This is a genomic window from Streptomyces violens (assembly GCF_000717745.1).
Classification (GTDB): Bacteria; Actinomycetota; Actinomycetes; order Streptomycetales; family Streptomycetaceae; genus Streptomyces; species Streptomyces violens.
Window position 1 is genome coordinate 268,632 of record NZ_JOBH01000008.1, and the last position, 15,839, is coordinate 284,470.

Genomic DNA, 15,839 nt, shown 5'->3' on the forward strand with positions numbered 1-15,839 from the left:
ATGGGAAAAATCGTTCCTCTCCGACGCCGGCCGACGACCGGACAAGCGTCGCAAGTTGTCTCGTGCCACTCCGTGCCACTCCCGCACGACAGGTTCCGGTTCCCACCGTGCGCACACCGGTCCAGCCGGGCGGCCGCGCCTCCCGGCGAGCGTGCTGCGCCCCATTCAACTACGCATATATCTGTCACGGAGCGCCGCAGAACAGCTCGTCCTGATCGATGATGAACTTAATTCCCCCTTCTCCGTCGACTGCCGACAGCGCCTGTTTCACGCCCTGTTGCCATCGCGACCGCATCCGACAGGGGCAGCGACCGTTTGGCATATGCCAGAAGCGTGTCGGCGGCATACCCCTCCGACGGGCCGCCGACACCGCTTCAGTTCGTGAGATCCGCCGCCAAAAGGTCCATCAGGAGCGAGTCGTGCCAGGTGCCGTCGGGTCCGCGCTCGTACTGGCGCATGATCCCGACCGGTCGGAAGCCGACCTTCCGATAGCAGCGGATCGCCGCCACGTTGTCCGCCGCCGGATCGATCGTGATCCGGTGATGATCACGCTCCGTCAGCAAGTGCCGCGCCAGCGTGCGCACGGCGTCGGTACCGAGCCCCCGGCCGTGCAGCGGCGACGTCAGATAGATGTCGATATTCGCATGCCGATAGTCCGGATCCGATTCCTGTGACCACTGGATCGCGCCAATGATCCGGCCCTCGTACTCGATCGCGTAGGTGAACTCGCCGGGCGAGGCGAGGTCATCGGCGACCGCGGCCTCCAGATCCTTCCCGCCGCGCCAGCGCGCGTACACCTCGGGCTCGCCCCGGATCGCGGCCAGGACGGGGATGTCGTCCGCCGTGGCGGGGCGCAGTACCACGTCGGCGCCGTACAGAGTCGTCTGCATACGCCATGACGCTAGTCGCCGGGCCCCGCCGCCGCACCGGTGCGAACCGACGGTCGTGATCTTCCGCTCGCGCGGGGCTACTCCGTCACCCGGGCGGCGTGCCGCTCGCGCAGCGCGGTCTTGAGCACCTTGCCCGCCGCCGAGACCGGCAGCGCCTCCGTGAAGTACAGCTCGCGCACACGCTGATACGGGGCGACGCGCTCGGCGACGTACGCCATCAGCTCCTCCGCCGTGGCCGCCGCGCCGTTCCGCAGCACCACGTAGGCGGCCGGTATCTCGCCCGCGTCCGCGGCGGGCGCGCCGATCACCGCGGCCGCCGCCACCGCCGGGTGCCCGGCGAGGATGTCCTCCAGGTGCAGCGGATAGACGTTGTAGCCCTTGTAGATGAGCATGTCCTTGGCGCGCCCCGACAAGAAGAGGTGGCCCCGCTCGTCCAGCCGCCCGATGTCACCGGTGCGCAGCCAGCCGCCCGCGTACTGCTCGGCGGTGAGTTCGGGGTGCCCCTGGTACCCGTCGGTGATCTGCGGGCCGCGCGCCCACAGCTCGCCCGTCTCCCCCGCCGGCAGTTCGCGCTCCGGGTCGAGCAGGTCGCGGATGGACAGCTCGGTGTCCGGGAGCGCGACGCCGACCGTGCCGTGCGGGGTCCCGGCGGCGGCGTCCAGCGGCCACATGGTCAGCGCCATGGTCGCCTCGGTGAGGCCGTAGCCCTCGCTGTACAGCGCGTCCGGGAAGAGTTCGGCGAGCCGCTGCCGGGTCGCGGGGTCCATGGGCGCGGCACCGGAGTTGATGTTGCGTACGCACTTCAGGCGGCGCCCGGTGCTCGCCGGGGAGGCCAGCAGGGCGCGGTACATCGTGGGCGAGCCGCCGACCATGGCCACCTGGTGGGCCTCGATGTCGTCGAGGTAGCGGGCGGGGTCGAAGCGGGTGTGCAGCACGGCCGTGGTGCCGATGAGGGTGTGCGCGACCATGCCGACCAGGCCCATCGCGTGGAAGAGCGGGGCGACGAAAATCGTCGACTCGGTGCCGGGGACGGACTGGTGGGGCGTCGTTGCCTCCTCGTCGCGGACCACGCCGAGCGCGCCGTCCGCGTCGTGCAGTCGCGCGGCGGCCCGTACCCAGACGGCCTGGGCGGCGTTGGTGATCACATTGCGGTGCAGCACGCGGACGGCCTTGGAGCGGCCGGTGGTGCCGCCGGTGAACGCCAGGTGTGCCACGTCGTCCGGGCGCCGCCGCACGGGCTCGGCTCTGCCGTACGCCAGCAGGTCGTCGGCTGCCAGGACGGTACGGCCGGCCGGGGGTTCGGGGAGACTGCCGGGGCCGTTGCCCGGCCCCGGTCCCGGTACGACGGCGGTGAAGCGCACGCCGGGCGCGTCGGCGGCGTACACGGCGGGCAGCGCGCCCGCGTACGCGATCACCGCGCGGGCGTCCGAGTCGACGAGCTGCGCCGCCAGCGGGGCCGCGGGCTGCGCGGGGTTGGTGGGGCTGACCACCGCGCCGGCCAGCAGCGTGCCCCAGTACGCGACCGGGAACCACGGACAGTTGGGGATCATCAGGAGCACGGTCTCGCCGGGCGCGATGCCCTGCTCGTGCAGGCCGCGCGCGAACCGCAGCGCCCGGTCGTACAGCTCGGCGTACGTCAGGCTCTCCTGCCCGTCGGTCAGCGCGAGCCGGTCGGGACAGCGCTGCGCGGCCCCGGCGAGCGCGGCGCCGACGGGCAGTTGCGGGTAGTCCAGTGCGGTACGCGGCATGGGGCGACTCCTCGGGAGACCGGAGATCACATAAAGCCGAACGATCGATAAGTTATGGCGGCGGCGCAAGCCCTGTCCAGGGGCGGGAGCTCCTTCGAGTGCCCCGCCGCGAACAAGCGCCGCTCCGTCTGCCCCGACGGATCGGTGGCCTGTAAACTTAACGCTCGTTCGTCATCGTTTTGGTCGTTCTGGCATCGAAGGGACGGGACCTGCTGTGACACCCGAGATCACCGGCACCGTGCAGTGGCGGGCCTGGCAGGACGGCGTACTGCCGCCCGTCGAACGCGTCCGGGACGGCCTGTGGTCCCTCCCCGTCCCCATCCCGGACAACCCGCTGCGGTATGTCCTGGTCTACGCGCTCGAGGTGCGCGGCGGCCTGGCGCTCATCGACGCGGGCTGGGACGCCGACATCTCGTGGCAGGCGCTCAACGACGGCCTGACCGCCATCGGTTACGACGTCCGCGACGTCAAGGCCGTGCTGGTCACCCACAACCACGCCGACCACCTGGGCCTGGCGGGCCGGGTCCGGGACGCCTCCGGCGCGTACGTCGCGCTGCACGAGCTGGACGCCCACGCGATGCGCCCGGATCTCGACACGTACGACAAGTGGCGGCGCGGGTACGTCGGGCATCTGACGGAGCACGGTATGTCCGGCACCGACGCGGACGCCACCGCCGACATGATGGACCCCGACCGGCTGTTCCGCGCGCCGCGCCCCGACGTCCTCCTCCAGGACGGCGAGCGCATCACCCTCCCCGGCCTGGACCTGCGGGTCGTCTGGACGCCCGGCCACAGCCCGGGCCACTCCTGCTTCTACGACCCCGGCCGGGAGCTGCTGTTCTCCGGTGATCACGTACTGCCGCGGATCACGCCCTCGATCGGGTACCTCCTGCAGAGCGTCGGCGATCCCCTCGCGGACTTCCTGCGCTCGCTGGACAAGCTGACCGGTTACGACGTGGCCGAGGTGCTGCCCGCGCACGAGTACCGCTTCCGGCAGCTCGACCAGCGACTCGCCCACCTCGCACGACACCACGCCGAGCGGCTCGCCGAGACCCTGGCCGCGGTCACCGCGGCGCCCGACAGCACCGCGTGGGAGCTGGCCGCGCACCTCAAGTGGTCACGCAGCTGGCAGGAGTTCGGACTCCAGCAGCGCCGCTTCGCGCTGGGCGAGACGCTGGCCCACCTGAAGCTGCTGGCGGGCCGCGGGGAGATCACGGAGCGCCGGGGCGGGCCGGAACGGCCGGTGCGCTGGACACCGGCGGACGCGGCCTGACCGCCGTACCACGTCGGCGCGCGCTCCCGCGGAAACGGCCCAAGCGGCACACGAGTTGCACACCTGTCACAGGTCTCACGCGTACAAGCGCGTCGCGCTGCCGTAATGCGCCGACCAGCGGCGGTCCGTCCCCACCGGCCTCGACGGCGGCAGAATCCCGGCCGGGAACTCGACGCAAAGAGACCCGTACTCGACGCAAAGAGACCGGTAAAGGTCCGAGACCGATCGGCGACAAGTCACCGGAGCCATCTCTCCGGAAGCGTCACCAGAGCCATCTCTCCAGGAACTCCACCCAGATGTAGCCCACGAACCCGTCGAAGGCCGGCGGATCGATGGCCTTCAGCTGTACCGCCAGCCGCCCCAGCTCGGCCACCGCGGCGCCTTCGTCACCGTTCGGGTCGTTCAGGACCGCCGACCGGCTCACATGCAGCCCGTAGTGGTGCAGCGTGCGCAGCCACAGCTCGATCGAGGAGTTGGCGAACCACGCCTCGCCGTCCGGCAGTACGTAGTACACCGCGCCGGAGTCGGGATCGACGCCGAACGCCCAGGTCAGCGCGGACGAGCGACTGCCGTGCGTGTTCTGCGTCAGCCGGTACAGGAGCCGGCCGTCGCGGGTGCGCAGCTGCGGTTCGGGCTCGTCCTGGAAGCACGCCGTGCCGATGAGGTTGTCCACCACCGGTATCCCGGTGGTCACCAGTAACGCCTTCTGACGGTCCGGGATCCGCCACTTCGCCACGGCGTCCGGATCGGCCCGGACGACCTGTCCGGCACCGGCCCACGCCACCAGCTCTTCATATTTCGGCACAGGAGCCCCTCCCCCCACGGCTGATCGCACGCGGCGGGACTCTACCGGGAACAACCGTCCGGCGAGTCGGACATCTGACCACGCGGCGCGGCGCGAAGGAGCAGACAGGGGCGGGAAAGAGAATTGAACGGTCGTTAAATTTCGGTGTCCGAAGGTGTCCGAATCCCGGCCGGGCACCCGCCGCCACGGGTCAGCCGGACCGGCGCGGAAGGCTGCCGGCCGGCCGGTACTCGACCAGTACGAGAGCCAACTCGACGTAGCGCTCGGCCAGTTCACCGACGCCCACATCGCCGCCCGCGCGGTACCACTGCGCCACCGCGTTGCACATCGCGATCACGCCGCGCCGGGCGTCCTCCGGATGCGGCGTACGGAACACGCCCTGCGCCACGCCCCCGTCGACCACTTCGTGGAACAGCCGCGAGCCGTCGTACTGCCGCTGCCGTGTCTCCTTCAGCCGACCTTCGGAGAGGTGGCGGCACTCTGTCAGCAGCAGGCTGCTCTCCAGCCGGCGCTCGGCGCGGTACCGGACGGTAGCCCGCACCAGGGCGGCCAGCCGCTCCCCCGCGTCCGTCCCGGCCCGCGCCAGCTCCGCCTCGCAGGAGGCGAAGTACTGGGCGCTGCTCTCGTCCAGCAGGGCGTGCAGCAGCTCCTGCTTGCCGGCGTAGTAGTGGTACATCGCGGAGAGGCTGACCTGCGCCCGCCGCGCGATGCCGCGGATGGACGCGGCGCCGTAGCCGCGCTCGGCGAACTCGTGCCGGGCGGCATCGAGGATGGCCTGCTGGCCCGCGGGCCGCTCCGCACTCACCTGAGTCCTCCCCTGTACTGAACGAACGTTGGCTCAGTGTACGCAGCGTACGCACGACGGAGCGCCGCCCGGACGGATCCGGACGGCGCTCCGTAGTCAGCTCGTCAGGTGACAGCCCTCAGGTGACTGTCCTCAGACGTCAGTCCTTGACCGGCTGGCCCGACAGGCGCTCGACGCCGCGCAGCAGGGCCGAGTGGTCCAGGCCGCCGTCGCCCTGGGCGCGGAGCGAGGCCACCAGGTTGGCGACCACGGAGCCCACGGGAAGGGCCGCGCCCACCGTGCGGGCGGCGTCGGTGACGATGCCCATGTCCTTGTGGTGCAGGTCGATGCGGAAGCCGGGCTTGAAGTCGCGGTTCTTGAAGTTGTCCTTCTTGCGGCTCAGCACGGTGGAGCCGGCCAGGCCGCCGTTGAGGACGTCCAGGGCCGCGGCGAGGTCGACGCCGGACTTCTCCAGGAAGACCACGGCCTCGGCGCACGCCTGGATGTTGACGGCGACGATGAGCTGGTTGGCGGCCTTGACCGTCTGGCCGGAGCCGTGCGGGCCGCAGAGCACGATGGTCTTGCCGAGGGCGTCGAAGAGCGGCTTGGCCTCGTCGAAGTCGGCCTGGTCACCGCCGACCATGATGGAGAGCACAGCCTCGATGGCGCCGGCCTCGCCGCCGGAGACCGGGGCGTCCAGGACGCGGATGCCCTTCTCGGCGGCGTTCTTGGCCAGGTCGATGGAGGTCTGCGGGGTGATCGAGGACATGTCGATCAGCAGCGCGCCGGACTTGGCGTTCTCCAGGATGCCGTCGGGGCCGTAGGCGATGGCCTCGACCTGCGGGGAGGCCGGGACCATGGTGACCACGACGTCGGCGTCGCGGACGGCCTCGGCGATGCTCGCGGCCGCGGTGCCGCCGGCCTTGGCCAGCCGGTCGAGCTTGTCCTGCTCAAGGGTGAAGCCGGTGACGGAGTAGCCGGCCTTGATCAGGTTCTCCGCCATCGGGGAGCCCATGATGCCCAGGCCGATCCACGCGATCTTGGGGAGGTTGCTGCTCATGGAGAGTGTGATCCTTTCCAGGGGAAAATGGGGACGGTTCCAGGGGTAATGAGGAAGGTCAGCCGGTCAGCCGCCGTAGAGACATCGGCGGTCAGGCGCTGTAGAGCCAGCCGAACGCCTGCGAGCTGGGGCGGTCGCCGGGCTTGTACTCCAGGCCGACCCAGCCGTCGTAACCGGCCTTCTTCAGGCGACCGAGCAGGTCCGCCAGCGGCAGGTCGCCGGTGCCGGGCGCGCCGCGTCCGGGGTTGTCGGCGATCTGCACGTGCCCGGTCTTGTCCGCGTAGGCGTCGATGACCTCGTTGAGGTCCTCGCCGTTCATGGACAGGTGGTACAGGTCCATCAGGAACTTGGCGTTGCCGAGGCCGGTGGCGTCGTTGACCTTGTCGACGATCTCGATGGCCTTCGGTGCCGAGACGATCGGGCAGAGCGGCGACTCGGGGGCGTTCAGCGCCTCGATCAGCAGCGTCGCGCCGACGCGGTCGGCCGCGCGGGCGGCGAGTACCAGGTTCTCCAGCGCCAGGGTGTCCTGGACCTGGGGGTCCACGCCGTCGACGCGGTTGCCGTAGAGCGCGTTGAGGGCCTTGCAGCCGAGCGACTGGGCGAAGTCGGCGGCGACGTCGATGTTGGCGCGGAACTTGTCGGACTCCTCGCCCGGGATGGACAGGGCGCCGCGGTCGGGCCCGGGCAGCTGTCCGGCGTAGAAGTTCAGGCCGACCAGCTGGGTGCCGGCGTCCTGCAGCGCGTGCCGCAGCGCGTCCAGTTCGGACTGCTCGGGCACGGGCGCGTCGATCCACGGCCACCACAGCTCGACCTCGGTGAAGCCGGCGGCGGCTGCCGCCGCGGGCCGCTCCAGCAGCGGCAGTTCGGTGAAGAGGATCGACAGGTTGACGTCGAAACGGGAGTCGGTGAAGCCCATGAGGGGTGGTCTTCCTTCCGGTGCGGACGGCTGGGGGTGGGGGCGGGCCTCCCGCGTACGGGTGCAGGCGGGAGGCCCGTCGGCGTCAGCTCTTCAGCGTCAGCTCTTCGCGTCAGCTCTTGAGCGCGTCAGCTCTTGAGCGGCGAGATCGCGCTCGGTGCGTGCCACGGCTCGGTGGCGATCTCCTCGAACTCCGTGACATCGCTGATGTCCGCGGTCTTGCTCATCGAGATGTTGGTGATCCTCTCCAGGATCGCCTCGACGACGACCGGCACGCGGTGCTCGGCGGCGAGCTTCTTGGCCTGCTCGAAGGCGGCGCCCAGCTCGGCCGGGTCGGTGACGCGGATCGCCTTGCAGCCCAGGCCCTCGGCGACCTTGACGTGGTCGACGCCGTAGACGCCCAGCTCCGGGGAGTTGATGTTCTCGAACTCCAGGTTGACCTGGAAGTTGATGTCCAGGCCGATCTGCGCCTGGCGGATCAGGCCCAGGTAGGAGTTGTTGACGAGGACGTGGACGTACGGGATGCGGTGCTGCGCGCCGACGGCCAGCTCCTCCAGCATGAACTGGAAGTCGTAGTCGCCGGAGAGCGCGACGACCTGCGCGTCCGGGTCGGCGGTGGCGACGCCGAGCGCGGCCGGGATGGTCCAGCCGAGCGGGCCGGCCTGGCCGCAGTTGATCCAGTGGCGCGGCTTGTAGACGTGCAGCATCTGCGCGCCGGCGATCTGGGAGAGGCCGATGGTGGTGACGTAGCGGGTCTCGGGCCCGAACGCCTTGTTCATCTCCTCGTACACGCGCTGCGGCTTCATCGGGATGTTGTCGAAGTGCGTACGGCGCTGCAGCGTGGCCTTGCGCTCCTGGGTGGAGGCGGCCCACTCGCCACGGTCGGGCAGCTTGCCGGCGGCCTTCATCTCCTTCGCCACCTCGACGAAGAGCTCCAGCGCCGCCTTGGCGTCGGAGGCGATGCCGTAGTCGGGGGCGAAGATCTTGCCGATCTGGGTGGGCTCGACGTCGACGTGGATGAACTTCCGGCCCTTGCGGTACACGTCCATCTTGTAGCCGGTGTGGCGGTTGGCCCAGCGGTTGCCGATGCCGAGGACGAAGTCGGACGCCAGGAAGTTCTCGTTGCCGTAGCGGTGCGAGGTCTGCAGGCCGACCATGCCCGCGTTGAGCTCGTGATCGTCGGGGAGGACGCCCCAGCCCATCAGCGTCGGGATGACCGGGATGCCGGTCAGCTCGGCGAACTCCACGAACAGGTCGGAGGCGTCGGCGTTGATGACGCCGCCACCGGCGATCAGCACCGGGCGCTCGGCCTCGTTCAGCATCGAGAGGGCCTTCTCGATCTGGGCGCGGGTCGCGGCGGGCTTGTAGACGGGCAGCGGCTCGTACGTCTCGGGGTCGAACTCGATCTCCGTCTGCTGGACGTCGATCGGCAGGTCGATCAGGACCGGGCCCGGACGGCCGGACCGCATCAGGTGGAAGGCCTCCTGGAAAACGCCGGGGACCTGCGCGGCCTCCAGCACGGTCGTCGCCTTCTTGGTGACCGGCTTGGCGATCGAGGCGATGTCGACGGCCTGGAAGTCCTCCTTGTGGAGCACCGCGGTGGGCGCCTGGCCGGTGATGCACAGGATCGGGATGGAGTCACCGATCGCGGAGTACAGGCCGGTGATCATGTCGGTGCCGGCGGGGCCGGACGTACCGATGCAGACACCGATGTTGCCCGGGTGGGTACGGGTATACCCCTCGGCCATGTGCGACGCGCCCTCCACGTGGCGGGCGAGCGTGTGCTGGATGCCGCCGCCGGCCTTCAGGGCCGCGTAAAAGGGGTTGATCGCCGCACCCGGCACGCCGAAGGCGTTGGTCACGCCCTCGCGCTTGAGGATCTCCACTGCCGCACGCGCGGCGGTCATACGAGGCATCGAGTACTCCTGCGTCGTCGGCCTGTCAGGACACGGACACGTTCCGGCGCGAGGCCCGGAACTCTCCGTTTCCGCATCTTGGAAAAGTTGTTTTGCTTTATGGAAGACGAAAGTAGAGCGAGACGCGGCAGCCGTCAAGACCGGTTTCGGGCCCCGGACAGGGCTTGCACTGGCCGTACGTACAGCTGCTCCCTCCCCGGACCACCGAGGAGGGCGCAGTCGACTGTGCGAACGGGAGAGGTCTGACAACTGGACGGCGGCTGCCGTCAGGGCGCCCGGGCAGCCCTGCGTCCGTACAGATCCGGTCGACCAGCAGCTCGGGGAAGGTGCCGGCGGTCTCCAGCACCACCCGCGCGTTGACCTCGGGGTGCTCCGGGTAGCCGAGGTAGCAGCCGCGGGCGTCGGCCACGAGCGCGCCACGCGCACGGCGTCGATGTTCCCGGCGACGGTGGTCACCGCTCTGAGGTCCACGCCGGGCGTGCGGGCGGCCTTTCGATCGAGCGCGACGCATTGTTGTCTGACATCTTGGCGTCGGCGCCAGGAGGCCAGCCGCGCACCAAAGCCCTGACAAGGGTCCGCGATCTCCGAACGACGCCCTCAAGCGCCTTGACCAGCACCGCAAGGCGCGGCACGCTGGGCCTCACACACCCACCAAGAGGTAAGACAACTCATGACTCCGCCGGTGACGCGCCGCCGTCAGCCCCGCGTCGAGCTGTACGAACGCATCGTCGCGGCCATCCACGACGGCACCTTCCCGCCCGGCTCGAACCTCCCCTCGGAACCCGAGCTCGCCGCCCGTTTGGGAGTGAGTCGCCCGGCCCTGCGCGAGGTGCTGATCCTGCTCCAGGAGGACGGCGTGATCACCCGGCGGCACGGCGTCGGCAGCCGGGTCAACCAGCCGCCGCCCGCCCGCGGCTTCGAGCGTCTGGCACCCATCGAGTCGCTGCTCGGAGAGGGCCGGATCGCCTGCCGCCGGCGCGTCGCCGAGCAGGCCGAGCCCACCGACTTCTCCGGCTACCACCTGCGACTGCCGCCCTCCAGCCGCGCCTGGTTCTGGGAGACCCTCATCGAGGTCGACGGGGTCCCCGTCTGTTTCGCGCACGAATGGGCCGCCGAGGACACCACCCTCGCGGCCCTGTCCCCCACCCTCCCCGCGGCCCTCGCCGCGCCGCCCCCGGAGGACGGGCCGACGACCACCATGCTCGCGCGGCTGCTGGCCACGCTCGGCGACCACCCCCTCATCGCCCGCAGCTCGACCGGCGCCACGACGCTGGGCAAGGTACGCGGCGAGGCCATGGCCCGCCCCGCCGAAACCCCCGCCGTCCTGGTCACCCAGACCGTGCTGGCCGCCGGGCACCCCCTGCTCACCGCGAAGTACCTCCTCCCGGTGGGCGCGCCACTGCTCCGGACGACGCACAGGACCTGAGAGCGGCATACCGGCTGTGAGTGGTTGCGGTACAGGATGCAGCGCTGAACCGCTCCAGCACGCACTCGTCCACATCAATCCGATTGAGGCCTGACGGTCCCTCTTGTTATCGTCTGACGCATGGCTTTCCTCTTCTTCGTCTGAGTCCGGGCACGGCCGATGCCGCCGTTTCTGCTGCCCGTGGACCCTTCGCATGCCCAGGGAAAGTCATATGCGCGATCGCGCCCATACCGCCATGCCCACCGCCACCCCCGTTTCCGTGGCACAGCTGTCCGTCAAGGACGTCACCAAGTCCTATGGCACCCGGACCGTCCTCGACCAGGTCTCCTTCACCGTCCGTCCGGGCGAGAAGGCCGCCGTCATCGGTGAGAACGGCTCCGGCAAGTCCACCCTGCTGCGGCTGCTCGCCGCGGCCGAGGCGCCGGACACCGGGGAGATCACCGTCAGCTTCCCCGGCGGTACCGGCCATCTCACCCAGACCCTCGACCTCGATCCGGACTGCACCGTGCAGGACGCCGTCGATCTCGCCCTCTCCGAACTGCGCGACATGGAGCGTCAGTTGCGGGTGGCGGAGGAGTCCCTCGGCGAGGCGACGGACGAGGATCTCGCCGCGTACGGCGAACTGCTGATCGCATACGAGGACCGCGGCGGATACGAGGCGGACTCCCGCGTGGATGCCGCGATGCACGGGCTCGGGCTCGCCCGGATCACCCGCGACCGCCTGCTCGGCTCGCTGTCCGGCGGCGAGCAGTCGCGGCTCGCGCTCGCCTGCGTCCTGGCCGCCGCCCCCGAACTGCTGCTCCTCGACGAACCGACGAACCACCTCGACGCGGCGGCCGTGCGCTGGCTGGAGGAGTACCTGCGCGCACACCGCGGCACCGTCGTCGCGGTCACCCACGACCGCGGCTTCCTGGAGCGCATCGCCACCACGATCCTCGAGGTCGACCGGGATGCGCGCACGGTGCTCCGGTACGGCGACGGCTGGGCCGGCTACCGCGCCGCGAAGGCCGCCGCCCGCCGCGCCGCGGAGCAGCGTCATGCGGACTGGGTCGAGGAGGTGGCCCGCATGGAAGAGCTGCTGGAGGCCGCGGGGAGGCGGCTTGCCACCACCGGCCGCGACCCGAAACAGGGCTTCGGCAAGCACCGCCGCTCGCACGAGGCGAAGCTCGGCGGGCAGGTGCGGTCCGTCCGGGAGCGGTTGGCCCAGCTGCGGCGCGCCCCCGTGGCGGAGCCTCCGGCACCGCTCCGCTTCACGACGGCGCTGTCGGCGGCGGACGGCCCCGCCCAGGGCCCGCTCGCCGAGTTCGACGGCGTACGGGTCGGCGAGCGGCTGCGTCTGGACGGGCTCCTCGCGATCGCGCCCGGACAGCGGCTGCTGGTCACGGGCGAGAACGGCGCGGGCAAGACGACGCTCCTGCGCGTCCTGGCCGGCGATCTGGAGCCGGACGCAGGCACGGCACGCCGCCCCGCCCGGATCGGCTACCTCGCGCAGGAACTGCCCGCGCACTCCACGCGGCTCCCGCTGCTCGCCGCGTTCGCGGCCGGGCGGCCCGGACTTCCGGACGAGTACGCCGAACAGCTCCTGGCACTGGGCCTGTTCAGCGAGGAGGACCTGCACGTCCCGGTCGCCGCCCTGTCCGCGGGACAGCAGCGGCGGCTGCAGATCGCCCGGCTGGTGACCCGGCCCGCGGACCTCCTCGTCCTCGACGAACCGACCAACCACCTCGCGCTCGACCTGGCCGAGGACCTTCGGGCGGCGCTCGCGACGTACCCAGGGGCGGTGGTCATGGTGTCGCACGACCACAGCTTCCACGAGGGCTTCGAGGGGGAACGGCTGGAGCTGCGTGCCGGCCGCAGGTGCTGACCCCGTCGGATCCGCCGCCGCGAACGGCCCATGCGCCCTTCCCCGACCCGCCCCACAGCCAAGAATTCCACCGAAACGATGGAGCCATGACCACCTTCCTGACACCACAACAGCGCGCCGGCCGTACCTGCGCCGCCGTCGACGCGGCCGTCGCGGCAGGGCGCGAGCTCGGCCTGACCGTCACCGACCCAACGGTGCTCCACGACGTCTTCTCCGTCGTCGTCCACCTGGCGCCCTCGCCGGTCGTGGCCCGGATTCCCACCGTCCTGCCGCACCCGGAGGACCTGGTCGCCCTCGCGCGCCGCCAGCAGGACGAGCTGGACGTGACACGTTGGCTCGCCGACCAGGGAATCCCCGTGATCGCGCCCAGTCCGCTCGTGCCGCACAAGCCCGTGCAGCGCGACGGTTACTCGATGACGTTCTGGCCGTTCGTCCCGGAGGACCGGGACAAGGAACCCGACTACGTGGCGAACGCCGAGAGCGTTGCCGACCTGCACGCGGCGATGCGCGCCTACCCGGGCCGCCTGGAGTTTCTGTCCGCGGCCGATCCCCAGTTCATCGCGGAAAGCCTTGCCCGGCTCGACCAACACCCCACCCTGATCGGTGCGGCCGAGCTGGACCGCGCCCGCCGCGAGTGGCGGATTCTGGAACCCCTCGTGCGGTCACGCACAGCCTTCGAGGCCCGGTTCCCGGGCGTCGACCTCCAGCCCATCCACGGCGACTCCCCGCCCGCCAACATCTTCTCCGCGGTGGACGGGGACCGCTACGCCGACTTCGAACTGGTCACACTGGGCCCCATCGAGTGGGACCTTGCCGCTCTCGGACCCGAACACAACGCCGCCTACAACCGCGGCGCGCGGCGCAACGGCACGAGGCCGCTCAACGAGGAGGTCCTGGGCTTCGTCAACGCCCTGGGCATGGTGCGGGTGGTCGCCACCCTCACGCTGGTCCCGCAACTGCCCGAACTGTTGGAGTACCTCAAGCCCGCCCTCGACCACTGGCAGACGATGCCCTTCGCGGGCGGCGTGAACGGCTGACCACGAACGCCGCGTGCCCCTCCCGGCAGGTGCGGGAGGGGCACGCGGCACGACGTCGCCGGAGCCGGTCAGTGGTTACCGGTTACGGGTTACCGGATCGGCATCCCCGCCAGCGTCCGCGCGATCACCAGCCGCTGGATCTCGCTCGTGCCCTCGAAGATCGTGTAAATGGCAGCATCCCTGTGCATGCGCTCGACCGGGTACTCGCGGGTGAAGCCGTTGCCGCCGAGGATCTGAATGGCCTGGCCCGTGACCTTCTTTGCGGTCTCACTCGCGAAGAGCTTGGACTGGGAGCCCTCGGCGGCGGTGAACGGCTTGCCGTTGACGGCCATCCAGGAGGCGCGCCAGACCAGCAGCCGGGCCGCGTCGATCGAGGTACGCATGTCGGCGAGCTGGAAGGCGACGCCCTGGTTGTCGATGATCGGGCGGCCGAACTGCTCGCGGGTCTTCGCGTATTCGAGTGCCTCCTCGTACGCGGCGCGGGCGGTGCCGACCGCCATCGCGCCGACGGCCGGGCGGGACGCCTCGAAGGTGGCCATCGCGGCGTTCTTCACCCGCTCGCCGCCGCCGGCCTTGGCGCGCTCGCGGGCGCGGGCCAGCCGCTCGTCCAGCTTCTCCTTGCCGCCGAGCAGGCAGCTGCCGGGGACGCGGACGTTGTCGAGTACGACCTCGGCGGTGTGCGAGGCGCGGATGCCGTGCTTCTGGAACTTCTGGCCCTGGGAGAGGCCGGGGGTGTTCGGCGGAATGATGAAGGAGGCGTGGCCCTTGGAGCCCAGCTCGGGGTCGACGACCGCGACGACGACGTGGACGTTGGCGATGCCGCCGTTGGTCGCCCAGGTCTTGGTGCCGTTGAGGACCCACTCGTCCTTGGCCTCGTCGTACACGGCACGCGTACGCATCGAGGCGACGTCCGAGCCGGCGTCGGGCTCGGAGGAGCAGAAGGCGGCGACCTTGACGTCGTTCACGTCGCCGTACATCTGCGGTATCCAGGTGCCGATCTGCTCCTCGGTGCCGTTGGCGAGGACGCCGACGGCGGCGAGGCCGGTGCCGACGATCGACAGGGCGATGCCCGCGTCGCCCCAGAACAGCTCCTCCATGGCCATGGGGATGCCGAGGCCCGTGGGGTCGAAGTACTGCTGGGCGTAGAAGTCGAGCGAGTAGATTCCGATCTTGGCCGCTTCCTGGATCACCGGCCAGGGGGTTTCCTCGCGCTCGTCCCACTCGGCGGCGGCGGGGCGCATGACGTCCGCGGCGAATCCATGGATCCAGTCCCGGACTTCCTTCTGCTCGTCGTTGAGTTCCATGATGAACTCGGCCATGACCCCTCCAGCAGTGCGTTACTTGCGGTAACAGCAGTCTGTTACTCACGAGTAAGCACTGTCAACCTCAGCGACCGATATCTCCCGTCCCCTGGACAGGGTGTTACGTTGCGCGAACAGCACGAAGTCACCAGGGCGGGGAGCCGGACGAATGGAAATGACACAGGAGAGCCGCCGTACGGCCAGTGAGCGCCGACGACGCGAGCTGTTGGAGGCCGCGGACCGCGTGGTGCTCCGCGACGGCCCCGAGGCGTCGATGAACGCGATCGCGGCCGAGGCCGGGATCACCAAGCCCATCCTCTACCGGCACTTCGGCGACAAGGGCGGTCTCTACCGCGCGCTCGCCGTACGCCACACCGACGCCCTCCTCGCCGGCCTGCGGGCCGCGCTGGACTCCCCCGTACCACGAAGGGACCGGGTCGAGGCCACGCTCGACACCTACCTCTCGGCCATCGAGGCCAGGCCGCAGGTCTACCGCTTCCTGATGCATCCGTCCGACGAGGGGCAGACGCCCGACAGCGGCTTCGACGTCGGCCGGCACTCCGCTCCCCTGCTGCGGCGGATGGGCGAGGAGCTCGCCCAGGTCATCGCCGAGCGGGTGGACCTGGGACCGGTCGGCGACGAGCTGGCGCGGGTGTGGGGCCACGGCATCGTCGGGATGATGCACGCGGCCGGCGACTGGTGGCTCCGCGAGCAGCCCTGTTCGCGAGCGCAATTGGTACAGCATCTCGCGGACCTGCTGTGGGGCCGCCTCGCGGCAGCGGGCGACCGACCGGGCGGGCCGGGGTTCTGATCCGCCGG

The 15,839-nt window shown here is 70.5% G+C and carries 14 protein-coding genes; 5 read left to right on the forward strand and 9 right to left on the reverse strand.

Annotation, left to right across the window (positions count from 1 at the left end):
• Positions 1 to 374 precede the first annotated feature (374 nt).
• Both IF04_RS0117390 and IF04_RS0117395 read right to left on the reverse strand, forming a co-directional pair.
• The gene (locus tag IF04_RS0117390; protein ID WP_030257768.1) at positions 375 to 890 is read right to left on the reverse strand and encodes a GNAT family N-acetyltransferase; all 516 of its coding nucleotides are present in this window, start codon (positions 888 to 890) and stop codon (positions 375 to 377) included.
• Between the two features lie 77 nt (positions 891 to 967).
• Positions 968 to 2,638 carry a class I adenylate-forming enzyme family protein gene (locus tag IF04_RS0117395; RefSeq protein ID WP_030257770.1) on the reverse strand — a complete coding sequence of 557 codons (1,671 nt, stop codon included), beginning with the start codon at positions 2,636 to 2,638 and terminating at the stop codon, positions 968 to 970.
• Between the two features lie 214 nt (positions 2,639 to 2,852).
• On the opposite strand from IF04_RS0117395, the gene IF04_RS0117400 reads away from it, so the two are divergent.
• Positions 2,853 to 3,911, forward strand: a complete 1,059-nt coding sequence (locus IF04_RS0117400) for an MBL fold metallo-hydrolase (RefSeq protein WP_063829489.1) — start codon at positions 2,853 to 2,855, stop codon at positions 3,909 to 3,911.
• Between the two features lie 262 nt (positions 3,912 to 4,173).
• Here the strand turns inward: IF04_RS0117400 and IF04_RS37495 are convergent, their stop codons facing one another.
• The 6 genes from IF04_RS37495 to IF04_RS39835 all read right to left on the reverse strand — a co-directional run bounded on the left by IF04_RS37495 (position 4,174) and on the right by IF04_RS39835 (position 9,801).
• Positions 4,174 to 4,716, reverse strand: a complete 543-nt coding sequence (locus IF04_RS37495) for an SUKH-4 family immunity protein (RefSeq protein WP_030257778.1) — start codon at positions 4,714 to 4,716, stop codon at positions 4,174 to 4,176.
• A gap of 190 nt (positions 4,717 to 4,906) precedes the next feature.
• Complete coding sequence (locus IF04_RS0117410; protein WP_030257781.1) at positions 4,907 to 5,521, reverse strand: TetR/AcrR family transcriptional regulator; 615 nt, start codon at positions 5,519 to 5,521, stop codon at positions 4,907 to 4,909.
• Positions 5,522 to 5,660: 139 nt separating this feature from the next.
• Positions 5,661 to 6,560 (reverse strand): 2-hydroxy-3-oxopropionate reductase, encoded by a 900-nt coding sequence (locus IF04_RS0117415; RefSeq protein WP_030257784.1) that lies wholly within the window; start codon positions 6,558 to 6,560, stop codon positions 5,661 to 5,663.
• A gap of 91 nt (positions 6,561 to 6,651) precedes the next feature.
• On the reverse strand, positions 6,652 to 7,476 hold the full coding sequence (locus IF04_RS0117420; RefSeq protein WP_030257788.1) for a TIM barrel protein: 825 nt from the start codon (positions 7,474 to 7,476) through the stop codon (positions 6,652 to 6,654).
• A gap of 128 nt (positions 7,477 to 7,604) precedes the next feature.
• Entirely contained in the window at positions 7,605 to 9,392 is a 1,788-nt protein-coding gene (gcl, locus tag IF04_RS0117425) for a glyoxylate carboligase (protein ID WP_030257791.1), read from the reverse strand.
• A gap of 97 nt (positions 9,393 to 9,489) precedes the next feature.
• On the reverse strand, positions 9,490 to 9,801 hold the full coding sequence (locus IF04_RS39835; RefSeq protein ID WP_245654425.1) for a hypothetical protein: 312 nt from the start codon (positions 9,799 to 9,801) through the stop codon (positions 9,490 to 9,492).
• Positions 9,802 to 10,062: 261 nt separating this feature from the next.
• On the opposite strand from IF04_RS39835, the gene IF04_RS0117430 reads away from it, so the two are divergent.
• From IF04_RS0117430 to IF04_RS0117440, 3 genes are all read left to right on the forward strand, one after another.
• Positions 10,063 to 10,818, forward strand: a complete 756-nt coding sequence (locus tag IF04_RS0117430; RefSeq protein ID WP_030257794.1) for a GntR family transcriptional regulator — start codon at positions 10,063 to 10,065, stop codon at positions 10,816 to 10,818.
• A 235-nt stretch (positions 10,819 to 11,053) separates the two neighbouring features.
• Positions 11,054 to 12,682 carry a ribosomal protection-like ABC-F family protein gene (abc-f, locus tag IF04_RS0117435; protein ID WP_425428425.1) on the forward strand — a complete coding sequence of 543 codons (1,629 nt, stop codon included), beginning with the start codon at positions 11,054 to 11,056 and terminating at the stop codon, positions 12,680 to 12,682.
• An 86-nt stretch (positions 12,683 to 12,768) separates the two neighbouring features.
• Positions 12,769 to 13,719, forward strand: a complete 951-nt coding sequence (locus IF04_RS0117440; RefSeq protein WP_030257801.1) for an aminoglycoside phosphotransferase/kinase family protein — start codon at positions 12,769 to 12,771, stop codon at positions 13,717 to 13,719.
• Positions 13,720 to 13,808: 89 nt separating this feature from the next.
• Here IF04_RS0117440 and IF04_RS0117445 read toward each other — a convergent pair whose 3' ends face one another.
• Entirely contained in the window at positions 13,809 to 15,038 is a 1,230-nt protein-coding gene (locus IF04_RS0117445; protein WP_030257805.1) for an acyl-CoA dehydrogenase family protein, read from the reverse strand.
• A 151-nt stretch (positions 15,039 to 15,189) separates the two neighbouring features.
• Between IF04_RS0117445 and IF04_RS0117450 the strand changes: the two genes are divergently transcribed.
• Entirely contained in the window at positions 15,190 to 15,831 is a 642-nt protein-coding gene (locus IF04_RS0117450) for a TetR/AcrR family transcriptional regulator (protein ID WP_030257809.1), read from the forward strand.
• The last annotated feature ends 8 nt before the right edge of the window (positions 15,832 to 15,839 follow it).

Bases quoted from the DNA above. Each gene is read 5' to 3' on its own strand.
- IF04_RS0117390 (WP_030257768.1), bottom strand. From the start codon at position 890: ATGCAGACGACTCTGTACGGCGCCGACGTGGTACTGCGCCCCGCCACG.
- IF04_RS0117395 (WP_030257770.1), bottom strand. From the start codon at position 2,638: ATGCCGCGTACCGCACTGGACTACCCGCAACTGCCCGTCGGCGCCGCG.
- IF04_RS0117415 (WP_030257784.1), bottom strand. From the start codon at position 6,560: ATGAGCAGCAACCTCCCCAAGATCGCGTGGATCGGCCTGGGCATCATG.
- IF04_RS0117420 (WP_030257788.1), bottom strand. From the start codon at position 7,476: ATGGGCTTCACCGACTCCCGTTTCGACGTCAACCTGTCGATCCTCTTC.
- gcl (WP_030257791.1), bottom strand. From the start codon at position 9,392: ATGCCTCGTATGACCGCCGCGCGTGCGGCAGTGGAGATCCTCAAGCGC.
- IF04_RS0117430 (WP_030257794.1), top strand. From the start codon at position 10,063: ATGACTCCGCCGGTGACGCGCCGCCGTCAGCCCCGCGTCGAGCTGTAC.
- abc-f (WP_425428425.1), top strand. From the start codon at position 11,054: ATGCCCACCGCCACCCCCGTTTCCGTGGCACAGCTGTCCGTCAAGGAC.
- IF04_RS0117440 (WP_030257801.1), top strand. From the start codon at position 12,769: ATGACCACCTTCCTGACACCACAACAGCGCGCCGGCCGTACCTGCGCC.
- IF04_RS0117445 (WP_030257805.1), bottom strand. From the start codon at position 15,038: ATGGCCGAGTTCATCATGGAACTCAACGACGAGCAGAAGGAAGTCCGG.
- IF04_RS0117450 (WP_030257809.1), top strand. From the start codon at position 15,190: ATGGAAATGACACAGGAGAGCCGCCGTACGGCCAGTGAGCGCCGACGA.